The organism is Micromonospora sp. NPDC049282, from assembly GCF_043197045.1.
Lineage (GTDB): Bacteria > Actinomycetota > Actinomycetes > Mycobacteriales > Micromonosporaceae > Micromonospora.
Window position 1 is genome coordinate 195,972 of the sequence record NZ_JBICSL010000012.1, and the last position, 21,642, is coordinate 217,613.

Genomic DNA, 21,642 nt, shown 5'->3' on the forward strand with positions numbered 1-21,642 from the left:
CCGTACCCCCTACCGTGACGACTTCGGGTCGAGCGCGTCGCGCAGCGCGTCGCCGAAGAGGTTGAACGCCAGCACGAGCGCGAAGATGGTGACGCCAGGGAAGAAGACGTACGCCGGGTCGGTCTGCAGGTAGTCGATGCTGCGGTAGATCATCCGGCCGAAGCTCGGCACCGACTCGGGCAGCCCGACGCCGAGGAACGACAGCGCCGCCTCGCCGGTCACGTACGACGGCACGGCGAGGGAGAACGCCACCAGGATCGGGGCCCAGATGTTCGGCAGCAGCTGACGGAAGAGCATGTGACCGAGCCCCGCGCCACTGGCCCGCGCCGCCTCCACGAACTCCCGCTCGCGCAGCGACACCACCTGGCCGCGGACGAGTCGGGCGGTGCCGGTCCAGCCGAACGCGGCGAAGACCACGACGAGCGTGGTGACCGCGAACCAGGTCGGCACCGCGTCGCGGGGGCCGTAGAAGCGCAGTGCGAACGTCGGCACCACGGCCAGCGCGAAGATGAGGAACGGCATCGCCAGTGCCACGTCGGTGATCCAGCCGATCACGGAGTCGACCACGCCGCCCAGGAAGCCGGCGACGATCCCGAGCACCACGCCGATGGTCGTGGTGACCAGCGCGGCGCCGAGCGCGATCAGCAGCGAGGTCCGGATGCCGTAGATCATCCGGATGAAGATGTCCCGGCCGAGGCCGGGTTCGAGCCCGAACCAGTGGTCACCGCTGACCCCGCCGACGTAGCCGAGCGGCATGCCGGTGGAGTCGAGCATGTCGCCGAACTGCTGGTTCGGTGACATGCCGTAGAGCCGTTGCAGCAACGGCGCGCCGAGCGCGGCCAGGATGAACACCGCCAGCACGATGCCGCTGATCATGGCGGTGCGGTCCCGGCGCAGCCGGGCCCAGACGAGTTGGCCCGGGGATCGTCCGACGAGCCGCTTCTCCTCGTCCGGCTTCTGACCGGTGGACTCGATCTCGGCCAGCGCCACACCTTCGACCGGCGACAGGCTCATTTCGACACCTCCACGGGCTCGCCGGCCGGGACGCCGACCGGGCCGTTCTCCGGGTAGTGGCAGGCGGTGTGTTGGGTGCCGCCGTCGCGGGTGGTGAGGGCGGGTTCCTCGGTGGCGCAGCGGTCGGTGGCTTTCCAGCAGCGGGTGCGGAAGCGGCAGCCCGAGGGTGGGTTGAGCGGGGTGGGGACGTCGCCGGTGAGGCGGATGCGGCCGGCGGGGCCGAGGGTGGTGACGTCGGGGATGGCGGAGAGCAGCGCGCGGGTGTAGGGGTGCTGCGGCCGGGTGTAGATGGTGTCGCGGTCGCCGATCTCGACGATTTTGCCGAGGTACATGACGGCGACGCGGTGGCAGAAGTGGCGGATCACGGCGAGGTCGTGGGCGATGAACACGAAGGCCAGGTCGAGGTCGCGTTGCAGGTCGCGCAGCAGGTTGATGACCTGGGCCTGGATGGAGACGTCCAACGCGGAGACGGGTTCGTCGGCGACGATGAGTCTCGGTTTCAGCGCCAGCGCGCGGGCGATGCCGATGCGTTGGCGTTGCCCGCCGGAGAACTCGTGCGGGTAGCGGTTGTAGTGCTCCGGGTTGAGCCCGACCAGTTCGAGGAGTTCCTGCACGCGTTTCTTCACCCCGCCGGGTGGGGTGATGTTGTTGACCTGCAACGGCATGGCCACGATCCGCCCGACGGTGTGGCGGGGGTTCAGCGACGCGTACGGGTCCTGGAAGATGATCTGCAGGTCCTGGCGCAGGCCGCGTAGGTCACGGCGCCCGGCGTGGGTGATGTCGCGGCCGGCGAAGGTGATCGTGCCGGCGGTGGGTTCCAGCAGCCGCACCAGCATCCGCCCGGTCGTGGTCTTCCCACACCCCGACTCCCCCACCAGGCCGAGGGTCTCGCCGGGGCGCACGTCGAAGTCCAGGCCGTCGACCGCCCGCACCGCACCCTTCCCCCGCAGCCCGTCACGCACTGGGAAATGCTTGGTCAGTCCGCGCACCGACAGCAGCGGCTCCGCCGCTGCCGCCGACACCGTGGCGGGCGTGGACGCGGCCGCCTCGCCCACACTCTGCTCGGGGTTCATCGCGCCACTCCCGTCTGGGCGACGTCCTGCTGGTAGATGCGGGTGCGGTCCTGCGCCGACAGGTGACAGGCCACCAGATGACCGGGCTGCCCGGCGTCGCGCAACTCGGGCACCTCGACCCGCGAGCGGTCACCGTTGACGTCGGCGTAGCGGCACCGCGGGTGGAACGCACACCCCGACGGCAGATTGATCAGACTCGGCGGGTTGCCCGGGATCGGCACCAGGTCCGCGTCCGCGTCGCCGTGCAACGACGGCACGCTGGAGAGCAACCCCCAGGTGTACGGATGCTGCGGCGCCCGCAACACCCGCGCCACACTCCCGTGCTCGACCGCGCGCCCCCCGTACATCACCAACACGTCATCGGCCACCTGGCTGACCACACCCAGGTCGTGCGTGATCAGGATGATCGCCGACCGGAACTCCGCCTGCAGATCCGCGAGGAGGTCCAGGATCTGCGCCTGCACCGTCACGTCCAACGCCGTGGTCGGTTCGTCAGCGATCACCAGATCCGGGTCGTTCACCAACGCCATCGCGATCATCGCCCGCTGCCGCATCCCACCCGAGAACTCGTGCGGAAACTGATCGAACCGCCGCTCCGGCTGCGGAATCCCCACCCGGCCCAACATGTCCACCGCCCGCGTGCGGGCCTCCCGCCGACCGGCCTTCGGGTGATGCACCCGGTACGCCTCCGCGATCTGCCTACCGACGCTGTAGTACGGATGCAGGGCCGACAACGGGTCCTGAAAGATCATCGCCATGTCCCGGCCCCGCAACCGACGAATCTCCTCGTCCGGCAGACCCACCAGCTGACGCCCGCCGACGGAGATCTCCCCCGACACGGCCGCCCGCTTCGAGTCGTGCAGGCCGAGGATCGCCAACGACGTGACGCTCTTGCCGGAGCCGGACTCGCCCACGATCCCCAGTGTGCGACCCCGCTCCACGGCGAACGACACCCCGTCCACGGCCCGCACCACGCCGTCCTCGGTGTCGAACCGCACCCGCAGATCCCGGACCCGGAGATAGGGGTCGTCGCCGGAGCGCTGCTCCGGCGCCACGGGGCGGTCCGGTTTCCCGGACGGCACTGCCTCCGACCTGCCCATGACCGCCTCCCCCTCAGTGATGAAGAGAACCTACAGCAAACCTCTGGAGGCGAAAATAAGCTACAAAGCTCGGGCTGTCAGCGGTCAGAGCGTAACGACTGGGTTTCCGACCTGAACAGCCCTCACCTGGACGTTCGCGAGTCGTGACTCACCGTGGTGACATGCCGATCGCAGGGCAGGTGCGACGATGTCCCTGGTGAGCGGTTGACGATCCCGACCGACACGAGGTGGAGGTTTGCCATGACGGCGGCGGTGTTCGGCCACGACGGCCCGTGGACCGAAGAGGAGTACCTCTCTCTCGGCGAGACGCAACAACGCGTCGAACTCTTCGACGGGAGCCTCCACGTGACACCGGCACCGACTCCGCGGCACCAGCGGATCCAGCGGAACCTCGGCAACCTGCTCGAAGCCGCGGCCCGGCGCGCGGGCCTGGAACTGCTGGAGACGGTGAACGTCCGGCTCAAGCCTGGCCGGATCCCCATCCCCGACCTGGTCGTCACCGAGCCGATCGACTTCGACGAGCCGATGATCGAGGCGCGGGACGTGCGGCTCGTCTGTGAGGTCGTCTCACCGGGCAACGCGGCGACCGACAAGGTGCTCAAGATGCACTACTACGCCGCGGCCGACATCGAGTGGTATCTGCTTGTCGAGCAGGAGAACGGCACACTGCACCTCTACCGACGGCAGGGGCGGCACTACCGGGAGGTGTCGGTGACCAAGCCCGGCGACATCCTGGAGCTGACCGAACCCGTCCGGGCCACGATCCGGCCCGCGGACCTCGTCCCCTGACGGATGTCGGTGCGCTCGCCTAGGGTCGGGCGCATGGGATTCGACGCGGCGACCGCCGCCGTCCAGGCCGCCCTCGACGCGGGAGCCCGATACGCGGACGCCCGGGTGATGCACCGTCGCTACGAGTCGATGTCGGCGCGCAACGGCGACGTCGAGGAGCTGGCCCAGCACGAGAGCATCGGGCTGGGGGTGCGTGCCCTGGTCGGCTCCGGCTGGGGCTTCCACGCCGTACCCGAGCTGTCCGACGCGGCGGCCCGCGACGCCGGCCGGCGCGCCGCGGCGATCGCCACCGCGAGCGCGCGGGTCCCGGGTCCGCCGATCGACCTCGTGCCGGTCGACGCGGCGGTGGCGAGCTGGGCCTCCGAGTGCGCGGTCGATCCGCTCGGGGTGCCGCTGTCGGACAAGGGTGACCTGCTGGTCGGCGCCACGGCCACGATGCGCGAGCACGGCGCCGACCTGGCCGAGGGGATCTACCAGATCTGGGACACCACGAAGTGGTTCGTCTCCAGCGAGGGCCACCGGATCGACCAGCACATCCGGGAGTGCGGCGGCGGCATCTCGGCCACCTCGATCGGCGACGGCGAGACGCAGCGCCGGTCCTACCCGAGCTACCGCGGGCAGTACGGCACCACCGGCTGGGAGCTGGTCACCTCGCTCGACCTGGCCGCGCACGCCGCCCGGATCGCCGAGGAGTCCCGCGAGCTGCTCACCGCCCCGGAGTGCCCGGCCGGCGAGACCGATCTGATCCTCGGCGGCGAGCAGCTCGCGCTGCAGATCCACGAGTCGGTCGGGCACGCCATCGAGCTGGACCGCATCCTCGGCTGGGAGGCGGCCTTCGCCGGCACCTCCTGGCTCGACCTGACCCGCCTCGGCTCGCTGCGTTACGGCTCCGAACTGATGAACGTGACCATCGACCCGACCATCCCCGGCGCGCTGGGCAGCTTCGGCTTCGACGACGAGGGCTCCCCGGCGGTCCGCCGGGACGCGGTCCGCGAGGGGCGGTGGGTCGGCGTGCTCGCCGGCCGGGACTCGGCCGCCGTCGCCGGCCTGGGACACGGCGGCAGCGTACGCGCCGACGGCTGGGCCCGGCTGCCGATGGTGCGGATGACGAACGTGGGCCTGGAACCGGGCCCGCACACGCTCGACGAGATCATCGCGGCCACCGACGACGGGGTGCTGATGGACATCAACCGCTCCTGGTCGATCGACGACAAGCGGCTCAACTTCCAGTTCGGCTGCGAGGTCGGCTGGGAGGTGCGCAACGGCCGCCGGGGGCGGATGCTGCGCAACCCGACCTACACCGGCATCGGGCCGGTCTTCTGGCGCTCGATGGACATGCTCTCCTCGGAGACGGTCGCCTGGGGCACGCCCAACTGCGGCAAGGGGCAGCCCGGCCAGATCGGGCACACCGGTCACCCGGCCGCGCCGGCCCGGTTCCGCGGCGTCCGGGTGGGGGTGCGCGCATGACCGAACGCACCGAGCGGAGCGAGGGCCGTGAGGGCATGCCCGGTCGGCACCGCATGACCGAACGCACCGAGCGGAGCGAGGGCCGTGAGGGCATGCCCAGTCGGCACCGCATGAGCGAGCGGGACCTCGCCGCCCGGGTGGTGGAGCTGGTCCGCCGGGTGGCCGGTCCGGCCGCCGAGGCGGAGGTGCTGGTGACCCGCTCCGAGCTGGCCCTGACCCGGTTCGCCAACTCGTTCATCCACCAGAACGTGGCCGAGACCGGCACCGCCGTGCAGCTGCGGCTGCACGTGGACGGCCGGACCGCCGCGGGCGGCGGCAGCCGGGTCGACCCGGACGGGCTGGCCGCGCTGGTCGAGCGGACCCGGGCGGCGGCCCGGCTCGCCCCGCCCGACCCGGCCTGGCCGGGGCTGACCGGGCCGGCCCCGACGCCCGCCGGCCCGGCCGTCGACGAAGCGACCGCGTTCGCGTCGCCCGACGAGCGGGCCGCCCGGGTACGCGCGTTCGTGGACGCGGTCGAGGGGTTGGAGGCGGCCGGCTACTGCCGCACCTCCTACCGGTCCGGCGCGTTCGCCAACTCGGCCGGGCACTCGGCGGTGGGGCGGGCGGCCGAGGCGGCCATGGACGGCATCGCCCGCACCGGCGGTGCGGACGGGGTGGCCCGGCACTGCGTCGACCGCCTCGCCGAGCTGGACGGCGCCGCGCTCGGCGCCCGCGCGGCGGCCAAGGCACGGGCCGCGGCCGACCCGGTCGAACTGCCGCCGGGGCGCTACGAGGTGGTGCTGGAGCCGGCTGCCGTGGCCGACCTGCTGCAGAACCTCGCCTGGTACGGCTTCAACGGCAAGCGGTACGCCGAACGCCAGTCCTTCGCCGAGCCGGGCGCGGCGCAGTTCGACCCGGCGGTGACGCTGGTGGACGACCCGCTGCACGCCTCGACGCTGCCGTTCGACCTGGAGGGCACGGCCCGGCGGGCGTTGACCCTGGTGGAGGCGGGCACCACCGGGGCGGTGGCGTACGACCGGCGCAGCGGCGCCGAGGCGGGCGCCGGGTCCACCGGGCACGGCATGCCCGGCGGGTCGACCTTCGGTCCGATCCCGCGCAACGTACGCCTGCTGCCGGCGGACCGGGCGGCGGACGCGACCGTCGGCGGTCCGGCCGGGACGATGGTCGCGGGGGTGACCGGCGCGGTGGGCGACCCGGACACCGCGGCCCTGGTCGCCGGCGTGCGGCGTGGGCTGCTGGTCAGCGACTTCTGGTACACGCGGGTGCTGGATCCGAAGCAGTTGGTGGTCACCGGGCTGACCCGTAACGGCGTCTGGCTGGTCGAGGACGGCGTGCCCACCCGGGCGGTGCGGGACTTCCGGTTCACCGAGTCCTACCCGCGCGCGCTGGGCCCGGGGCGGGTGCGCGGCCTGGGCCGGTATCCGGTCCGCCAGCCGGACCGGGTCGACGGGTCCTGGTGGGAGGCGCCGGCAGTGCGGCTGTCCTCGTGGAACTTCACCGGCGGCGCGTCCGGCTGACCGGTCGGCTCGTGCAGGTGACCGGTCGGCGCGCCGCTCGCCGCGTCACGCGTATTGATCATGACCCGGGTCTTTCCAACCAGCGGGACACACGGGACACTGCGTTGCGCGGCCGGGCCGTGAAGATCGGCGTAACGTGTGTCACTTGACCGCGCCGGTTCGCGGCGTGGTCGTGCGTGCGCAATGACGGGGTAGTGACGTCAGGGAGACTCGAATGACATCAACGGCAACGAGGCCGCGGGGTGCGCGGGCGCGTGCCGCCATCGCGGCGAAGACGTTGCGGACCGACCGCTGGTGGCTCGCTCCACTGGTCACCGTGGTCGGGCTCAGCGCCTGGGTCATCTACGCGACCGTACGGGTGTTCATGCACAAGTGGTACTGGGTCGATCAATACCACTACCTGACGCCGTTCTACTCCCCCTGCGTGACCGAGCGGTGCGTCGAGGGCTCCTCGCACTTCGGCAGCTTCCTGCCCGGCTGGTGGATCATCCCGGACGCGGCGCTGACCCTGCCGTTCCTGCTGCTGTTCCGGCTGACCTGCTACTACTACCGCAAGGCCTACTACCGGTCGTTCTGGCTGTCGCCGCCGGCCTGCGCGGTGCCGGACGGGCACCAGAGCTACAGCGGCGAAACCCGGTTCCCGCTGCTCGGGCAGAACCTGCACCGCTACTTCTTCTACGCCGCCGTGATCATCTCGCTGATCAACACCTACGACGCCATCTACGCGTTCCACTCGCCCAAGGGCTTCGGCTTCGGGCTGGGCAACATCGTCCTGCTGGTCAACATCGTGATGCTCTGGGCGTACACGATCTCCTGCCACTCCTGCCGGCACATCATCGGCGGGCGGCTCAAGCACTTCTCCAAGCACCCGCTGCGCTACCGGGCGTGGACCGGGATCTCCTGGCTGAACGTCCGGCACATGCAGCTCGCCTGGATCACCCTCGGCACCCTGGCGTTGACCGACTTCTACGTCATGGCGGTGGCGGCCGGCTGGTTCAACGACCTGCGGTTCATCAACTGAGAGCCTGGACATGACTGAGACGCGAATCGAACGACACCACTACGACGTCGTCGTCATCGGGGCCGGCGGCGCCGGCCTGCGCGCGGCGATCGAGGCCCGGCTGGCCGGCAAGAAGACCGCGATCATCTCGAAGTCGCTGTTCGGCAAGGCGCACACCGTGATGGCCGAGGGCGGCGCGGCGGCCGCGATGGGCAACGTGAACTCCCGGGACAACTGGCAGGTGCACTTCCGGGACACCATGCGCGGCGGCAAGTTCCTCAACAACTTCCGGATGGCCGAGCTGCACGCCAAGGAGTCGCCGCAGCGGATCTGGGAGCTGGAGACGTACGGTGCGCTCTTCGACCGCACCAAGGACGGCAAGATCTCGCAGCGCAACTTCGGCGGCCACGAGTACCCGCGCCTGGCGCACGTCGGCGACCGGACCGGCCTGGAGCTGATCCGCACGCTCCAGCAGAAGATCGTCTCCCTCCAGCAGGAGGACAAGCGCGAGTTCGGCAGCTACGACGCCCGGATCCGGGTCTTCTCGGAGACCACGATCACCGAGCTGCTGCTGGACGGTGACCGGGTGGCCGGGGCGTTCGGCTACTACCGGGAGTCCGGCGAGTTCATCCTCTTCGAGGCGCCGGCCGTGGTGCTGGCCACCGGCGGTGTCGGCCGGTCCTACAAGGTCACCTCGAACTCCTGGGAGTACACCGGGGACGGTCACGCGCTGGCGCTGCGCGCCGGGGCCACGCTGATCAACATGGAGTTCCTCCAGTTCCACCCGACCGGCATGGTCTGGCCGCCCTCGGTGAAGGGCATCCTGGTCACCGAGTCGGTACGCGGCGACGGCGGTGTGCTGAAGAACTCCGACGGCAAGCGGTTCATGTTCGACTACGTCCCCGACGTCTTCCGCAAGCAGTACGCGGAGACGGAGGAGGAGGCGGACCGCTGGTACACCGACCCGGACAACAACCGGCGTCCGCCGGAGCTGCTGCCCCGCGACGAGGTCGCCCGCGCGATCAACAGCGAGGTCAAGGCCGGTCGGGGTACGCCGGCCGGCGGCGTCTACCTGGACATCGCGTCCCGGAGGTCGGCCGAGGAGATCCGTCGCCGGCTGCCGTCGATGTACCACCAGTTCAAGGAGCTGGCCGACGTCGACATCACGAAGGAGCCGATGGAGGTCGGCCCGACCTGTCACTACGTGATGGGCGGCGTCGAGGTGGACCCTGACTCCGGCGCGGCGGCGGGCACGGTACGCGGGCTCTTCGCCGCCGGCGAGGTCTCCGGTGGCATGCACGGCTCCAACCGGCTCGGCGGCAACTCCCTGTCCGACCTGCTGGTCTTCGGCAAGCGGGCGGGCGGCCACGCCGCGACGTACGCCGATCAGCTCGGCGCACGCCCGGCGGTGTCGGTGGCGGCGGTGGAGGCCGCGGTGGAGGCGGCGCTGGCGCCGTTGCAGCGCGACACCGGGGAGAGCCCCTACCAGCTCCAGCAGGACCTGCAGGTGGTGATGGGCGATCTGGTCGGAATCATCCGGCGGGAGGGCGAGCTGGCCGACGCGCTCGGCCGGCTGGCCGAGCTGCGGGAGCGGGTGGCGAAGGTGAGCGCGGTCGGCGGCCGACGCTACAACCCGGGCTGGCACCTGGCGCTCGACCTGCGCAACATGCTGGTGGTCTCGGAGTGCACCGCGAAGGCGGCGCTGGAGCGGCAGGAGTCGCGCGGCGGGCACACCCGGGAGGACTACCCGGCGATGGACCCGAAGTGGCGGCGGGTCAACCTGGTCTGCGCGCTGGACGGGGACACCGTCCGGCTGACCCACAAGCCGCTGCCGACGATGCGGCCGGAGTTGATCGGGCTGTTCGACCGGGCCGAGCTGTCCAAGTACCTGACCGATGAGGAGCTCGCCGAGTTCGACGCTCTCACCGAGGAGGCGAGCAACTGATGGGAAGTAAGCGGCAGTTCCGCATCTGGCGGGGTGACGAGACCGGCGGCGACCTGCAGGACTACACGGTCGAGGTGAACGAGGGCGAGGTCGTCCTCGACGTCATCCACCGCCTCCAGGCCACCGAGGCGCCGGACCTGGCGTGCCGGTGGAACTGCAAGGCCGGCAAGTGCGGCTCCTGCTCGATGGAGATCAACGGCAAGCCGCGGCTGGGGTGCATGACGCGGATGTCGACGTTCGAGGAGGCGGAGACCGTCACGGTCACCCCGCTTCGTACGTTCCCGGTGATCCGGGACCTGGTCACCGACGTCTCGTTCAACTACGAGAAGGCCCGGGAGACCCCGGCGTTCGCACCCCCGGCCGACGTGGCGCCCGGCGACTACCGGATGCAGCAGATCGACGTCGAGCGGTCGCAGGAGTTCCGCAAGTGCATCGAGTGCTTCCTGTGCCAGAACGTCTGCCACGTGATCCGTGACCACGACGAGAACAAGCCGGCGTTCTCCGGTCCCCGGTTCTTCATCCGGGCCTCCGAGCTGGACATGCACCCGCTCGACGCGCGTACCGACCGCAAGGAGTACGCGCAGTCCGAGATGGGGCTCGGCTTCTGCAACATCACCAAGTGCTGCACCGAGGTCTGCCCCGAGCACATCAAGATCACCGACAACGGGATCATCCCCATGAAGGAACGGGTCGTGGACCGCAGGTACGATCCCCTTGTGTGGCTCGGTAACAAGATCTTCCGGAGGGGTCAGGTGCCTCAGACCAGCACGACCAGCGGGCATTCCAGCGGTGCGGTGACCACCGGCGCGGCCCAGGGCGGGGTGCACTCCCACGCCGGCGGCTCGCACGACAGCGGCGCCGAGCGCCAGGCCCAGCAGGGCGTCAACTGGCAGCGCGAGGTGCCGCACCCGACGGCGCCGGCGGTCGACTCCAGCGGCAAGCTGCCGCTGACGGAGTTGACCTTCGACCGGGCCGCCGCGCCGTCGCCGTTCGGCGACGACGTGGAGTTCCCGCTGCCGGCCGAGCATCTCAACTTCGCCCACCCGCAGCAGGACCAGCCGAAGCACTGAGCGGAGGCGCGACGATGACGGGGGCCAGCGGCACACGCCGCCGGCCCCCGTCCCGTTTCGGGCCGGCTGTCCGGTTCGGCGCGGGTCCGGTCTCGCGCGGCTCAGCAGCCGGCGAGCAGCGGGCGCAGCGCGGGCACGATCGGCACGTCGGCCGGCAACCAGTCGACGGTGTCCAGCTCGGTCGCGGAGAGCCAGCGCAGCTCGGCGTGCTCCAGGGCCGTCGGCTGGTCGCCGTGGAGCAGGCGGGCCGCGTAGACCCGCAGGACGGACCGGCCGTGTGCCATCCGGACGTCCCGCCCGACCCGCGCGCCGACCTCGACCCGGACCCCCAGCTCCTCGGCACACTCCCGGGCCAGCGCGTCGGTCTCGGTCTCCCCCGGCTCGACCTTGCCGCCGGGAAACTCCCAGCGTCCCGCCACCTCGGGGGGCGCCGAGCGTTCGCAGGCGAGGACCCGGCCGGCCACGATGATCGCCGCTCCGACGACCACTTTCGGCTCCCGCCGGTCGGCCTGCCCACTCTCGCTAAACCGTTCGGTCCGCACGGACCACCAGCGTGCCAGATCAATCGGCGGTTTGGGTAGCTGAGTCGGCCATCAGGCCAGCAGAACACGGAAGTGTGGGCGTGGACACACCTTCTGTGCGACGACAGACTAGAGGGCGTCGACTGGGGCACGGGATGGCGACGATTTGGCCACAAGCCGGCAACGACGCCTGGGAGGTGCGGTGATGCGCGTGCTGTTCAGCAGCCGGGCGAAGCACGACTACCTCAGCGACGCGCTCGCTCTGCTGTCCGGATGGACGCGGGAGGGTGAGCAGATCCGCCGGACGCTCGTCCTCGACGACACCCAGCACGCCGCGCTCACCGAGCGGGTGGCCGTGGTGGCCGACGCGCTGCGGCTGCGCCCCGAGATCAGCCGCCGGGCCGGCCGGACCCAGATCCGGCTGGGGCACGACGACGGCGAGCCGCTCACCGAGGGCGAGGTGCTGCTCGCGGCACGCATCGAGGACGCGGTCCGGGCGGTCACCGAGCGCTGACCGGCTGGCGCGGCTGTCCTACCGTCGTGGGCATGTCTGGCCCGACGTACGACCGCAAGGAACAGTTCCAGCAGATCCAGAGCGGCCTGCTGCCCGGTGAACAGATCATCGCCGTCTACGACGCGATCGGCACCGGCACCGGGTTCATCGGCCTGACCGACCGGCGGGTGATCGTCCAGGACCGCTCGTTCGTCGGCAAGCGGTACGCCATCACGAGCATCCCGTACTCGAAGATCACCAGCGTGAGCGTGGTGAGCAACAAGTCCTGGGGCGGCTCGTTCTTCTCCACCGGGGCGATCGCCGTGCACGTCGGCACGCACAGCTACGAGGTGGAGTTCCGGGGCGCGGACAAGGCCCACCACGTGCACAACGTGATCCTGCACCACATCTCCTGAGCGGCCTGGCACAATCGCCGCCATGCGAGGGCTGATCGCACGCTGGCGCGCCTGGCGGGCCACCCACCGGCGAGCCGTACGCCTGCTCCGCCGGCTGGTCCTGGTCGCCGCGGCCGGCGTGGTGCTGCTGGCCGTGGTGACCGCGGCGAGCGTGGCCTGGATCCGCGGCGACGCCCGGGGGCACGTGTTCTCCGCCGCCGAGGTGCCGGACGCGCCGGTGGCGCTGGTGCTCGGCGCCAAGGTGGAGGCCGACGGCACGCCGTCGCCGTTCCTGGCCGCCCGGCTGGAGATCGCGCGACAGCTCTGGACGAGCGGCAAGGTCAGGGTGGTCCTGGTCTCCGGCGACCACATGAACTGGGACTACGACGAGCCGGACGCGATGCGCCGCTGGCTGGTCGACCGGGGCGTGCCGGCGGAGAAGGTGGTGCTCGACCACGCCGGCTTCGACACCTACGACTCGTGCGCCCGGGCCCGGCGGGTCTTCGGCGTACGGCAGGCCACCGTGGTCACCCAGTCGTTCCACCTGCCCCGCGCGGTGGCGCTCTGCCGGCAGGCCGGCATCGAGACCAACGGCGTCGGTGACGACACCGTCCGCCGGTTCGCCGAGCAGTGGCGGATCAGCACCACCCGGGAGTACGGCGCCGGTGTGAAGGCCGCGGTGGACGTGCTGTCCCGCCGTGACCCGGTGCACCTCGGCCGCCGGGAGACCGGGGTGGACGACGCCCTGCGGGCCGGCTGAGGGGCGATAATCCGGTTGTCCACGGGGGACGGTGGCTGGTCTGCTGGCGCGATGTCCGTCTTCGACGATCCCGGCCTCTTCGGCCGGCTCTGGGCCGCGAACTACGACGGCCCCGGCAATCCCGACCCCGCACCGGCCGTCGATTTCCTCGCGCCCCTGGCCGAGGGCGGTCCGGTGCTCGAACTGGCCGTCGGCACCGGCCGGGTGGCCCTGCCGCTGGCCGCCCGAGGGCTGACCGTGGAGGGCGTCGAGGCGTCCCCGGAGATGGTGGCGCACCTGCGCGCCAAGCCGGGCGGCGAGAACATGCCGGTCACCATCGGCGACATGGCGGACGTCCCGGTGTCCGGGCCGTACCGTCTGGTCTTCCTGGTCTTCAACACGCTGTTCAACCTGGTCGACGCGGAGCGCCAGGCGGCGTGCCTGCGCAACGTCGCCCGGGTGCTGGCCCCCGGCGGGGCGTTCGTGATCGAGACGTTCGTGCCCGACCCGGCCGACTTCGACCGGGACGAGCAGGTCCAGGTCCGCGAGGTGACCGAGGACTCGGCCACCATCCGGGTGCACCGGTACGACCGGGCGGCGCAGACGTTCGTGCGGCAGACGATCACGTTCGACGCCGACGGCGTGCACCTCAAGCCGTTCGCCATGCGCTACGCCTGGCCGGAGCAGATCGACGAGATGGCGGAGCGGGCCGGCCTGCGCCTCGCCGAGCGGTACGCCGACTGGGACCGGACGCCGTTCGACGCGGCGAGCCGTGCGCACATCTCCGTCTACCGCCTCGGATAACGTTCCCTCCGATGACAGTGACCATTGCCGCGATGGACGACACGCACGCCGACGCCGTGCTGGAGATCTACCGCCTCGGCATCGCCGAGGGGAACGCCACGTTCGAGACCGAGCCGCCCGGCTGGACCCGGTTCACCGCCACCCGCCTGCCCGGGCACCGGTGGGTGGCGCTCGACCCGGCGCGGCGGGTGCTGGGCTGGGTGGCCTGCTCGGCGGTCTCCGACCGCTGCGTCTACGCCGGGGTGGTCGAGCACTCCGTCTACGTGCACCCCGAGGCGCGGGGACGCGGCGTCGGCGGGGCCCTGCTGGACGCGTTGATCGCCTCCACCGAGGCGGCCGGCGTCTGGACCATCCAGTCCGGTGTGTTCCCGGAGAACACCGCGAGCCTGGCCCTGCACGCGGCCCGCGGGTTCCGGGTCGTCGGCACCCGGGAGCGGATCGGGCGTCACCACGACGTCTGGCGGGACGTCACGCTGATCGAACGGCGCAGCCCCCGGATCCGCTGACGCGGTCCGGGGGTTCGCGCGGGTCCGGGCGGCTAGCGCGACTCACGGTTGAACAGCCGCCGGGACCAGAGGTACCCGCCGAGCGCGATCACCGCACACCAGCCGAGCGCGATCCAGCCGTCGTTCCCGATCGGCTCCCTCATCAGCAGGCCGCGCAGGCTCTCGATGATCGGGGTGAACGGCTGGTACTCGGCGAACCAGCGCAGGCCGGCCGGCATCGAGTCGGTGGGCACGAACCCGCTGCCGAGGAACGGCAGCAGGATCAACGGCATGGGCAGGTTGCTCGCGGTCTCGACGCTCTCGCTCACCTGGCCGAGCGCGACGGCCAGCCAGACCAGCGCGAACGTCACCGCCGCGAGGAGACCGACCGCGCCCAGCCAGCCGGCCGGCCCGGCGGTGGGCCGGAAGCCGACCAGCAGCGCCACGCCGATCACCACGGCCAGGCTGATCGCCGCCTGGATCATGCTGCCGAGCACGTGTCCGGTCAGCACCGAGACCCGGGCGATGTGCATGGTGCGGAACCGGGCGATGATGCCCTCGGTCATGTCCATGGCGATCGAGATCGCGGTGCCCTGGACCGTGGCCGCCACGGTCATCAGGATGATCGCGGGCGCCACGTAGTTGGCGTACGCGGCGCGCGTACCCGCGCCGGCCACGCCGCCGCCCCCGAGCCCGGCGCCCAGCGTGCCGCCCAGCACGTAGACGAAGAGCAGCAGGAACACCACCGGCATTCCGACGAGCATCACGGTCATCGACGGATAGCGCAGCATGCGCCTGAGGTTGCGGCGCAGCATCGTCACCGAGTCGCGCAGCGGGTGGAAGCGGAGGTCGGCGGGGGCGGAGATGCTCATGGCGTGGTCACCTTCTCGTCGGTGGGGTCGCCGGTGAGGGCGAGGAAGACGTCGTCGAGGTCGGGGGTGTGCACGGACAGCTCGTCGACCTCGACGCCCCGGTCGTCGAGGTCGCCGATCAGCGCCCTCAACGAGCGCAGGCTGCCGTCGCCGGGCACCCGCAGGGCGAGCGCGTCGGTGTCACGGGTGGCCCGGTCGAGCACCCGTACGGCCGCGTCGAGGGCCTGCGGGTCGGCGAACCGCAGCCGGACGTGCCCGCCGGGGACGCGTCGCTTCAACTCCTCGGGCGTGCCCTCGGCGACCACCCGGCCGTGGTCCAGGACCGCGACCCGGTCGGCCAGCTCGTCCGCCTCCTCCAGGTATTGCGTGGTCAGGAAGATGGTGACGCCGCCGGCCACCAGGTCGCGCACGATCTGCCACATGTCGCGGCGGCTGCGCGGGTCCAGCCCGGTGGTCGGCTCGTCCAGGAAGATCACGCGCGGGCTGCCGACCAGGGTCATCGCCAGGTCGAGCCGCCGCAGCATGCCGCCGGAGTAGGTCGACGCCGGCTTGCCGGCCGCCTCGGTCAGGCCGAACCGTTCGAGCAGCCCGGCGGCGCGGCGTCGGCCCTCCTCCCGGGGCAGGTGGTGCAGGTCCGCCATCAGCCGCAGGTTCTCCGCGCCGGTGAGCAGCTTGTCCACCGCGGAGAACTGCCCGGTGACGCCGATCGCGGCGCGTACCGCGTCCGGCTCGCGGGCGAGGTCGTGCCCGGCGACCCGCACCTCGCCGGCGTCGGCGGCGAGCAGGGTGGACAGGATCTTCACGGTGGTGGTCTTCCCCGCGCCGTTCGCGCCGAGCAGCGAGAAGACCGTTCCCTCGGGTACGCGCAGGTCGATGCCGTCGAGCACGACGTGGTCGCCGAACGACTTCCGGAGCCCGGTCACGGCGATCTGATTCGTGGTCATGGTGCCCTCCTCAGGACCGGTGGATGGTGATGTCGCCGTAGGAGGTGCGGCCGCGCACCTCGACGGTCTGCTCGGTCCCGCCGGGCCGGGCGGTGCTCTCCAGCAGGTTGTGCACCTGGCCGAAGCTGGTGTTGACCTCCAGCCACGCGGCGGTGCCCTGGGCGACGCCGATGTCCAGGTCGCCCATGGCCGTGCCGAGCACGACCGAGCCGCGCACCACCTCGCCGATCCGGATGCCGCCGTTGGAGGTCTTCGCGTCGACGCCCGCGCCGGCGCGGGCCACCTCGATGCCGCCGTTGGCGTTGCGCACCCGTACGTCGCCGGTGGCCGCGTCGATCGTGGTGTCGCCGTTGGAGTTCTTGACCGCCACGGCGCCCTCGACGGCGCCGACCCGCACCGTGCCGGAGCCGGTGGAGATCTCCGCGTCGCCGGTGACACCGTCGACGGTGATGCGACCGACGCCGGTGTGCAGGCGCAGCGGCCCGGTCTGCTCCAGCCGGACGTTGCCGGTGGTCCTGACCCGGGTCTCACCGAGCCGGCCGGCGGCGCTGACGTCGCCCATCAGCAGGTGGGCGGAGAGTCGGGAGTCGCTGGGCAGTTCGATGGAAACGTCCACCGACCTGCTCTTCTTCGAGAAGTCGAAGGAGCGCCTCGGGCCGGTGACCTGGAGCGTGCCGTTGGTGAGGTCGACGCGTACCTGCGCGGCGGCCTGCACGTCGGACTCGTCGTCGCCGTTGCTCGGGCGGACCTCGACCACGGTGTCGGCGCGGTCGCTCGCGGCGATCAGCACGGAGGCGACGCCGAGCTCCATCGTGACGGAGATCGATTCGGGCGTGTCGAAAACAGGCATGGTTGTCCCCGCATCCTGGGTGGGTGGGTCGTCCCCGCAGGTCAGGGGGACGTGAGAGGAAAGTGGTGCGGTGCGGTCAGTGCACCCAGCCGGTGAACCGTTGCTGGGACCGCTTCCCGACGTGCGGCGGCTCGGGACGCGGCTCCCGGTCGCCGCCGCGCAGGCCGGCGGCGGCGGCCCGGACCAGCCAGGCGTTGACCGAACGCCCCTCGGCGGCCGCGGCCTCCTCCACCGCGGCCTTGAGCTGCTCGGGCATGCGTACGTTGATCCGGGCGACCGGGCCGTCCTCGGTGAGCGGCAGGTCGAGGTCGGGCGCCGTGGCCGCCTCGGGCGCGGCAGGGAGCGGCTCGGCGGACGGCGCCGTCACGACGAAGTCCGGGTCGCGACCGCGCAGCCGCAGCTCCACCGATCCCGGGGCCAGTTCCCGGGTGATCTCGTCGGCGGCGGCCGACAGCGCGTCCAGCAGGGTCATCCGGATCGCCGACTCCAGCGGCCCGGTCAGGCGCTCGACCAGCGCACGCGATTCTTCACCGCCGGCTTCGGCGAGGGCGGCGAACTCCCGCCCGAGGTTGCTCACATACGAGGTCAAGTCCATGGCACTACTGTGGCACACGTATTGGCACCGCCGCAAGCCAGAATGGCATCATCTTGGCACCATCCCTGGGAATGGAGCACATAGCCCGTGGTAGAGCCGTGATCAGCGATGGCATCAGCATGGCGCCATCTCGCCGTGGATGACCTCACGACCTCCGGCGGGGTCGTCCGACCGGGACGGTTAGGAGCTGCCCGTTCCGTGGCATAGCTGGGAGAATGCCTGATCTGCGTCGGCGAACGCCTCGGGTTGTACGTCGCGCGCTGTCCGCCCGTCGGCGATCTTCTGCCAGTTGGTCCGCGCCAGCACCCGTTGAACCGCGATCACCTGGGCGGCTTGCAGTCGGCCCCGGACGCCCGGGGCGAGGACGCCGGCCAACGCCTCCTCATCGGCGAGCATGTACCGCAGAAGCCGTCCCGCCAGGCTCGGGGTGGTGAACACCAGCCGATGAAACGCCACCACCTCGGGATGATCGTTGAGGCCGGTCACCGGCTCGAAGCGTTCAAGACCGGCCCGGAAATGCCGGTGCAGCGCCACCATCGGTGCGACATCAACTTGCCGGTCGCGGACCACACGTGCGGCCTCACCGTTGTGGTCCGCGAAGCGGTGCAGGATCAGGTCTTCCTTGGTGGCGAAGTAGCGGAACAGGGTCGGCTTCGACACCTCCGCCGTCGCGGCGATGTCAGATACCGACACCTGCTCGAATCCGCGCGCCAGGAACAGCGAGATCGCCGCGTCAGCAATCGCGTCCCGGGTTCGTACCTTCTTGCGGGCGCGCAGCCCGACAGGTTCACTCACATCGTCACCGTAACATTCGTTACCCGGTTGCTTTTTTAACTCGGTAACGCTTAAATGATGGCCATGAAAGAGACAGACAGCCGTACGGTCCTCGTCACCGGGGCCACCGGGCGAGTCGGACGCGCCGTGGTCGACCTGCTGACCGAGGCGGGTGCGCCGGTCCGCGCCCTCGTGCGGCGCGCCGAATCGGCAGCGACCCTGCCCACCAACGTCGAGATCGTCACCGGCGATCTCACGGTGCCCGAATCTCTCGACGCCGCGCTACACGCCGTCAGCACGGTCTTTCTCGTCTGGACCGCCCCGCCGCAGACCGCGCCGGCCATCGTCGACCGGCTGGCCACCCACGCACAGCGAGTCGTCTACCTGTCCGCACCACACCGGACCCCGCACCCGTTCTTCCAGCAACCTAACCCGATGGCGGCGCTGCACGCCGAGATCGAGCGGCTCATCGTGGCCACCGGACTCGACTCGACGATCATCCGACCGGGGATGTTCGCGTCGAACGCCCTGATGTGGTGGGCCGCCACGATCCGCGCCGGCGACGTGATCCGGTGGCCGTACGGCGCGGCCGAGACGGCCCCGGTCGACGATCGGGACGTGGCCGAGGTCGTCGCGCGGATCCTGCACGAAGGCGGGCACGTCGGCGGCGACTACGTCCTGACCGGCCCCGAGTCACTCACCCAGGCCGATCAGGTGCGCATCCTCGGAGAGGCGCTGGACCGCCGGCTCACGTTCGAGGACCTATCGCCCGACCAGTTCCGGCGCACGATGCCGGAAGCCTCACGCCCGGCCGTGGACATGCTGCTGGCCGCATGGAACGCCGCGACGGGACGCCCGGCCTACGTCACCTCCACGGTTTCCGACCTGCTCGGAAGGCCGGCGCGAACGTTTCGCCAGTGGGCCATCGACCACGCCACGTCGTTCACGGAAGTCCCTCCCCCGGTTACCTGAATCCGCCCGCGACGAGTTCCCGCCCGACGCCAAGCTGCCCAGCCGGCGAGAGTTGATCGAGGACTACGGCGTGACCGAGCCGGCAAGCACCGTCGAGCGGCCGGCCGATACCGACACGCTCGAATGCATCGGGGCCGGCCCGTGGCAGCACTACGTTCAAGTCCAATGCGGCAAGCACATGGTTCCCGCGGTCCGGCCAGAGCTCCGGTTAGTCTCCGAACTCTATCGGGATCGCCCGGACCGCTACATGCCGTTGATCGACCACATGCGGGTGCACGGCTCTGATCTTCAACTCGTTCAGAAAGCAATGGCCGAACGCGGCGTGCAACCAGCACTGCAAGCACGCGTGCTTGATCTGCTTCGCCATCCCTGACACACCATCAGACATCCGGACCAAGCTCGGCCGAGCTGACTCCAGCATTGCGAGGTGCACCCAGCGCCACGCAGCCCCTACGATCGACGGCACGCCAAAGGCGCAACCTGTATTCGATCACGACCTGGCGTCAAGCGTCCTGCGACGCCGTTTCGTCAACCATCATGCGAGACCAGGCATCTGTCCGACTCCGGTTGATGGTTGACGCGGCGGCCTCGGCTGATCCTTGACGCTCGGCGGTGTCTCCGATCGTGCGACGATGGTGCCCGTGTCGAGCAGCGAGCCAGACAACACCCAGACATTGCGACTGATCGGCTACTGGCCCGACCCCGCGCTGCTCGTGGACCGCGAAGCCGATCCGGCGACCCAGCGACGGGTAAGCGACTACCTGCGTGGTGGCACCTGTTTCGTGGCCACGGCGGGCCACTCACTGTGTCGGCTGTGCGGCACCCGCAACGGATCCACCGAACTGACCGACGGCAGGCACTTCGTGTGGCCAGAAGGGCTCGCGCACTACATCGACGCGCACAACGTGCGACTACCCGATGAGGTCACCGCGCTGATGGATCAGCCGCCCGCGCCCGTCGACGTGGAAGCGTTCGAGCGTGATGTCCTCGAAACGGAACAGATCGTTATCGACATTGCCTGGTGGCGTTCGGTGCATGGCTCACAGTCCTGAACCCGATCTCCACTCCGGCGTCAAGCATCCTGCGACGCCGTTTCGTCAACCATCATGCGAGACCAGGCATCGCCGGCTGCCGGCTTGTCCCGTCACGGGACAAGCTTGACAGTCGCGTCCCACCTGATGCTTGACATGATCCTCAAGGCGGATCGCGGGGGCCCTCACGGTCCGCGACAGGGACGCGCGCATCGCGGCAGTTGAGCGCATCTCTGGTCGTGGCCCGCGGAACTTTCCTTGCTGCTCTACGCGCACGCCATGCAGAAGCGGGCGAACGGCCGCGCGGCTAGCCGTTCATCGCCGATCGGCTGCCCGCATCGTTCGCAGACGCCGTAGGTCGCCGCGTCCACCCGACGCAGCGCGTCGTCAACGTCGGCGATCCGCTCCCGCGCCCCGGCCAGCAGCGCGGTCAACTGGGCGCGTTCGAAGCCGATGGTGGCGCCCTCCGGGTCGTGCTCGTCGTCGGCATTCGAATCCCGCGATGCCAGGAACAGCGCCTCCAGATCCTGGGCCAGCGTCGCCGCCTCCGCCTCCGCCCTCGCTCGCAGCCGCAGCAGTTCATCCCGGACCATATTTGTAGCCTAACGGCCTCAGCCCGCAGCACGGGAGTAGAAGAACGACCCACAGTATCTGCAGCGTGTTGACGCCGTAGTGGAAAGCGCGGGCGAACAGGCCGAAGATCACCAGACTGCCGCCCCAGAGGGCCGACGCCCGGCCAGAGTGCGATGGTGCCGGCGAGGAACAGCGCGTAGGCGGCGCTGATCAGCGTAGGTTGCCGTTGATACGCGGCGAGTTGGTGCGGGAAGAAGAACGGAACGCCGGCCGCACGTTCCACCGCAGGTTGACCGGGGTCACCGAGCGCGAACGCGAGCTGCCTGTAAGGGGAAACGCCCGGACACGACCGTGCTGCACCGGCCCGCAACGAGTCCGAGTGTCGGCTACCCAAACATCCTCGCATCGGCACGTGCGTGCACGGGGATCGAGCCGATGCACACGCCAAACGTCTACGGAGAGTGACGGAAGCTCCTGTTTCCGGCGCGCCCGCTGCGCGGCAGATGCGGATGTTTCCGGTCCTGAGAGGGCGGTCCGCAGTAACTTGATCTGATCTATACGTTGCGTCCGGTTGGTGGCCTTGCGGCAGATTCGCCATTGATAGCGACCAGTCGATGGG

The 21,642-nt window shown here is 70.6% G+C and carries 24 protein-coding genes; 14 read left to right on the plus strand and 10 right to left on the minus strand.

Translation table 11 applies throughout. From position 1 onward, the window contains the following. Positions 1-9 precede the first annotated feature (9 nt). From ACGFI2_RS20450 to ACGFI2_RS20460, 3 genes are read right to left on the minus strand one after another with little or no spacing between them, the layout of a single operon-like run. Positions 10-1,014 (minus strand): ABC transporter permease, encoded by a 1,005-nt coding sequence (locus tag ACGFI2_RS20450; protein ID WP_393519232.1) that lies wholly within the window; start codon positions 1,012-1,014, stop codon positions 10-12. After that, positions 1,011-2,087: an ABC transporter ATP-binding protein gene (locus ACGFI2_RS20455; protein ID WP_393519235.1), complete on the minus strand. Its 1,077-nt coding sequence runs from the start codon at positions 2,085-2,087 to the stop codon at positions 1,011-1,013. Before ACGFI2_RS20455 ends, ACGFI2_RS20450 begins: the two co-directional genes overlap by 4 nt. After that, positions 2,084-3,187 (minus strand): ABC transporter ATP-binding protein, encoded by a 1,104-nt coding sequence (locus ACGFI2_RS20460; RefSeq protein ID WP_393519238.1) that lies wholly within the window; start codon positions 3,185-3,187, stop codon positions 2,084-2,086. Before ACGFI2_RS20460 ends, ACGFI2_RS20455 begins: the two co-directional genes overlap by 4 nt. A 240-nt stretch (positions 3,188-3,427) precedes the next feature. Here ACGFI2_RS20460 and ACGFI2_RS20465 point away from each other — a divergent pair, with 240 nt between their 5' ends. The 6 genes from ACGFI2_RS20465 to ACGFI2_RS20490 all read left to right on the plus strand — a co-directional run bounded on the left by ACGFI2_RS20465 (position 3,428) and on the right by ACGFI2_RS20490 (position 10,975). Then, positions 3,428-3,976 (plus strand): Uma2 family endonuclease, encoded by a 549-nt coding sequence (locus tag ACGFI2_RS20465; RefSeq protein ID WP_393519241.1) that lies wholly within the window; start codon positions 3,428-3,430, stop codon positions 3,974-3,976. A 33-nt stretch (positions 3,977-4,009) separates the two neighbouring features. After that, on the plus strand, positions 4,010-5,443 hold the full coding sequence (locus tag ACGFI2_RS20470) for a TldD/PmbA family protein (RefSeq protein WP_393519244.1): 1,434 nt from the start codon (positions 4,010-4,012) through the stop codon (positions 5,441-5,443). A 92-nt stretch (positions 5,444-5,535) separates the two neighbouring features. Beyond that, the gene (locus ACGFI2_RS20475; RefSeq protein ID WP_393519318.1) at positions 5,536-6,960 is read left to right on the plus strand and encodes a TldD/PmbA family protein; all 1,425 of its coding nucleotides are present in this window, start codon (positions 5,536-5,538) and stop codon (positions 6,958-6,960) included. Between the two features lie 214 nt (positions 6,961-7,174). Further along, positions 7,175-7,981 carry a hypothetical protein gene (locus ACGFI2_RS20480; RefSeq protein WP_393519247.1) on the plus strand — a complete coding sequence of 269 codons (807 nt, stop codon included), beginning with the start codon at positions 7,175-7,177 and terminating at the stop codon, positions 7,979-7,981. A gap of 10 nt (positions 7,982-7,991) precedes the next feature. Then, positions 7,992-9,905: a fumarate reductase/succinate dehydrogenase flavoprotein subunit gene (locus ACGFI2_RS20485; RefSeq protein WP_393519250.1), complete on the plus strand. Its 1,914-nt coding sequence runs from the start codon at positions 7,992-7,994 to the stop codon at positions 9,903-9,905. Next, positions 9,905-10,975 carry a succinate dehydrogenase/fumarate reductase iron-sulfur subunit gene (locus ACGFI2_RS20490; protein WP_393519253.1) on the plus strand — a complete coding sequence of 357 codons (1,071 nt, stop codon included), beginning with the start codon at positions 9,905-9,907 and terminating at the stop codon, positions 10,973-10,975. Before ACGFI2_RS20485 ends, ACGFI2_RS20490 begins: the two co-directional genes overlap by 1 nt. A gap of 101 nt (positions 10,976-11,076) precedes the next feature. Here the strand turns inward: ACGFI2_RS20490 and ACGFI2_RS20495 are convergent, their stop codons facing one another. Further along, the gene (locus ACGFI2_RS20495) at positions 11,077-11,463 is read right to left on the minus strand and encodes a (deoxy)nucleoside triphosphate pyrophosphohydrolase (protein WP_393519256.1); all 387 of its coding nucleotides are present in this window, start codon (positions 11,461-11,463) and stop codon (positions 11,077-11,079) included. A gap of 238 nt (positions 11,464-11,701) precedes the next feature. Between ACGFI2_RS20495 and ACGFI2_RS20500 the strand changes: the two genes are divergently transcribed. From ACGFI2_RS20500 to ACGFI2_RS20520, 5 genes are read left to right on the plus strand one after another with little or no spacing between them, the layout of a single operon-like run. Continuing rightward, complete coding sequence (locus ACGFI2_RS20500) at positions 11,702-12,010, plus strand: 4a-hydroxytetrahydrobiopterin dehydratase (protein WP_393519259.1); 309 nt, start codon at positions 11,702-11,704, stop codon at positions 12,008-12,010. 32 nt (positions 12,011-12,042) lie between these two features. Next, on the plus strand, positions 12,043-12,405 hold the full coding sequence (locus ACGFI2_RS20505; protein ID WP_393519261.1) for a PH domain-containing protein: 363 nt from the start codon (positions 12,043-12,045) through the stop codon (positions 12,403-12,405). Positions 12,406-12,427: 22 nt separating this feature from the next. After that, a complete protein-coding gene (locus ACGFI2_RS20510) occupies positions 12,428-13,144 on the plus strand; it encodes a vancomycin high temperature exclusion protein (protein ID WP_393519264.1) in 717 nt (238 codons plus the stop codon). 51 nt (positions 13,145-13,195) lie between these two features. Further along, positions 13,196-13,927, plus strand: coding sequence for a class I SAM-dependent methyltransferase (locus tag ACGFI2_RS20515; RefSeq protein ID WP_393519267.1), 732 nt, complete (start codon positions 13,196-13,198; stop codon positions 13,925-13,927). An 11-nt stretch (positions 13,928-13,938) separates the two neighbouring features. Further along, complete coding sequence (locus tag ACGFI2_RS20520; RefSeq protein WP_393519270.1) at positions 13,939-14,433, plus strand: GNAT family N-acetyltransferase; 495 nt, start codon at positions 13,939-13,941, stop codon at positions 14,431-14,433. Between the two features lie 32 nt (positions 14,434-14,465). Here ACGFI2_RS20520 and ACGFI2_RS20525 read toward each other — a convergent pair whose 3' ends face one another. From ACGFI2_RS20525 to ACGFI2_RS20545, 5 genes are all read right to left on the minus strand, one after another. Then, entirely contained in the window at positions 14,466-15,284 is an 819-nt protein-coding gene (locus ACGFI2_RS20525; protein ID WP_393519273.1) for an ABC transporter permease, read from the minus strand. Continuing rightward, positions 15,281-16,228 (minus strand): ATP-binding cassette domain-containing protein, encoded by a 948-nt coding sequence (locus ACGFI2_RS20530; protein WP_393519276.1) that lies wholly within the window; start codon positions 16,226-16,228, stop codon positions 15,281-15,283. The genes ACGFI2_RS20525 and ACGFI2_RS20530 overlap by 4 nt, the downstream gene beginning before the upstream one ends. A 10-nt stretch (positions 16,229-16,238) precedes the next feature. Further along, entirely contained in the window at positions 16,239-17,078 is an 840-nt protein-coding gene (locus tag ACGFI2_RS20535; RefSeq protein WP_393519278.1) for a DUF4097 domain-containing protein, read from the minus strand. 76 nt (positions 17,079-17,154) lie between these two features. Further along, positions 17,155-17,673, minus strand: a complete 519-nt coding sequence (locus tag ACGFI2_RS20540; RefSeq protein WP_393519280.1) for a ribbon-helix-helix protein, CopG family — start codon at positions 17,671-17,673, stop codon at positions 17,155-17,157. A 180-nt stretch (positions 17,674-17,853) separates the two neighbouring features. Beyond that, positions 17,854-18,468, minus strand: a complete 615-nt coding sequence (locus tag ACGFI2_RS20545) for a TetR/AcrR family transcriptional regulator (protein WP_393519282.1) — start codon at positions 18,466-18,468, stop codon at positions 17,854-17,856. Positions 18,469-18,525: 57 nt separating this feature from the next. Here ACGFI2_RS20545 and ACGFI2_RS20550 point away from each other — a divergent pair, with 57 nt between their 5' ends. The 3 genes from ACGFI2_RS20550 to ACGFI2_RS20560 all read left to right on the plus strand — a co-directional run bounded on the left by ACGFI2_RS20550 (position 18,526) and on the right by ACGFI2_RS20560 (position 20,471). Further along, the gene (locus ACGFI2_RS20550; protein ID WP_393519284.1) at positions 18,526-19,419 is read left to right on the plus strand and encodes an NAD(P)H-binding protein; all 894 of its coding nucleotides are present in this window, start codon (positions 18,526-18,528) and stop codon (positions 19,417-19,419) included. Between the two features lie 52 nt (positions 19,420-19,471). After that, positions 19,472-19,792, plus strand: a complete 321-nt coding sequence (locus tag ACGFI2_RS20555; RefSeq protein WP_393519286.1) for a hypothetical protein — start codon at positions 19,472-19,474, stop codon at positions 19,790-19,792. A gap of 268 nt (positions 19,793-20,060) precedes the next feature. Beyond that, the gene (locus ACGFI2_RS20560) at positions 20,061-20,471 is read left to right on the plus strand and encodes a hypothetical protein (protein WP_393519288.1); all 411 of its coding nucleotides are present in this window, start codon (positions 20,061-20,063) and stop codon (positions 20,469-20,471) included. A gap of 245 nt (positions 20,472-20,716) precedes the next feature. Here ACGFI2_RS20560 and ACGFI2_RS20565 read toward each other — a convergent pair whose 3' ends face one another. After that, positions 20,717-21,043 carry a TraR/DksA C4-type zinc finger protein gene (locus ACGFI2_RS20565; RefSeq protein ID WP_154937180.1) on the minus strand — a complete coding sequence of 109 codons (327 nt, stop codon included), beginning with the start codon at positions 21,041-21,043 and terminating at the stop codon, positions 20,717-20,719. Positions 21,044-21,642 lie beyond the last annotated feature (599 nt).

Coding starts and splice junctions, on each gene's coding strand:
- ACGFI2_RS20450 (WP_393519232.1), bottom strand. CDS start 1,014: ATGAGCCTGTCGCCGGTCGAAGGTGTGGCGCTGGCCGAGATCGAGTCC.
- ACGFI2_RS20455 (WP_393519235.1), bottom strand. CDS start 2,087: ATGAACCCCGAGCAGAGTGTGGGCGAGGCGGCCGCGTCCACGCCCGCC.
- ACGFI2_RS20460 (WP_393519238.1), bottom strand. CDS start 3,187: ATGGGCAGGTCGGAGGCAGTGCCGTCCGGGAAACCGGACCGCCCCGTG.
- ACGFI2_RS20465 (WP_393519241.1), top strand. CDS start 3,428: ATGACGGCGGCGGTGTTCGGCCACGACGGCCCGTGGACCGAAGAGGAG.
- ACGFI2_RS20470 (WP_393519244.1), top strand. CDS start 4,010: ATGGGATTCGACGCGGCGACCGCCGCCGTCCAGGCCGCCCTCGACGCG.
- ACGFI2_RS20475 (WP_393519318.1), top strand. CDS start 5,536: ATGCCCAGTCGGCACCGCATGAGCGAGCGGGACCTCGCCGCCCGGGTG.
- ACGFI2_RS20480 (WP_393519247.1), top strand. CDS start 7,175: ATGACATCAACGGCAACGAGGCCGCGGGGTGCGCGGGCGCGTGCCGCC.
- ACGFI2_RS20485 (WP_393519250.1), top strand. CDS start 7,992: ATGACTGAGACGCGAATCGAACGACACCACTACGACGTCGTCGTCATC.
- ACGFI2_RS20490 (WP_393519253.1), top strand. CDS start 9,905: ATGGGAAGTAAGCGGCAGTTCCGCATCTGGCGGGGTGACGAGACCGGC.
- ACGFI2_RS20500 (WP_393519259.1), top strand. CDS start 11,702: ATGCGCGTGCTGTTCAGCAGCCGGGCGAAGCACGACTACCTCAGCGAC.
- ACGFI2_RS20505 (WP_393519261.1), top strand. CDS start 12,043: ATGTCTGGCCCGACGTACGACCGCAAGGAACAGTTCCAGCAGATCCAG.
- ACGFI2_RS20510 (WP_393519264.1), top strand. CDS start 12,428: ATGCGAGGGCTGATCGCACGCTGGCGCGCCTGGCGGGCCACCCACCGG.
- ACGFI2_RS20515 (WP_393519267.1), top strand. CDS start 13,196: ATGTCCGTCTTCGACGATCCCGGCCTCTTCGGCCGGCTCTGGGCCGCG.
- ACGFI2_RS20520 (WP_393519270.1), top strand. CDS start 13,939: ATGACAGTGACCATTGCCGCGATGGACGACACGCACGCCGACGCCGTG.
- ACGFI2_RS20525 (WP_393519273.1), bottom strand. CDS start 15,284: ATGAGCATCTCCGCCCCCGCCGACCTCCGCTTCCACCCGCTGCGCGAC.
- ACGFI2_RS20530 (WP_393519276.1), bottom strand. CDS start 16,228: ATGACCACGAATCAGATCGCCGTGACCGGGCTCCGGAAGTCGTTCGGC.
- ACGFI2_RS20535 (WP_393519278.1), bottom strand. CDS start 17,078: ATGCCTGTTTTCGACACGCCCGAATCGATCTCCGTCACGATGGAGCTC.
- ACGFI2_RS20540 (WP_393519280.1), bottom strand. CDS start 17,673: ATGGACTTGACCTCGTATGTGAGCAACCTCGGGCGGGAGTTCGCCGCC.
- ACGFI2_RS20550 (WP_393519284.1), top strand. CDS start 18,526: ATGGCCATGAAAGAGACAGACAGCCGTACGGTCCTCGTCACCGGGGCC.
- ACGFI2_RS20565 (WP_154937180.1), bottom strand. CDS start 21,043: ATGGTCCGGGATGAACTGCTGCGGCTGCGAGCGAGGGCGGAGGCGGAG.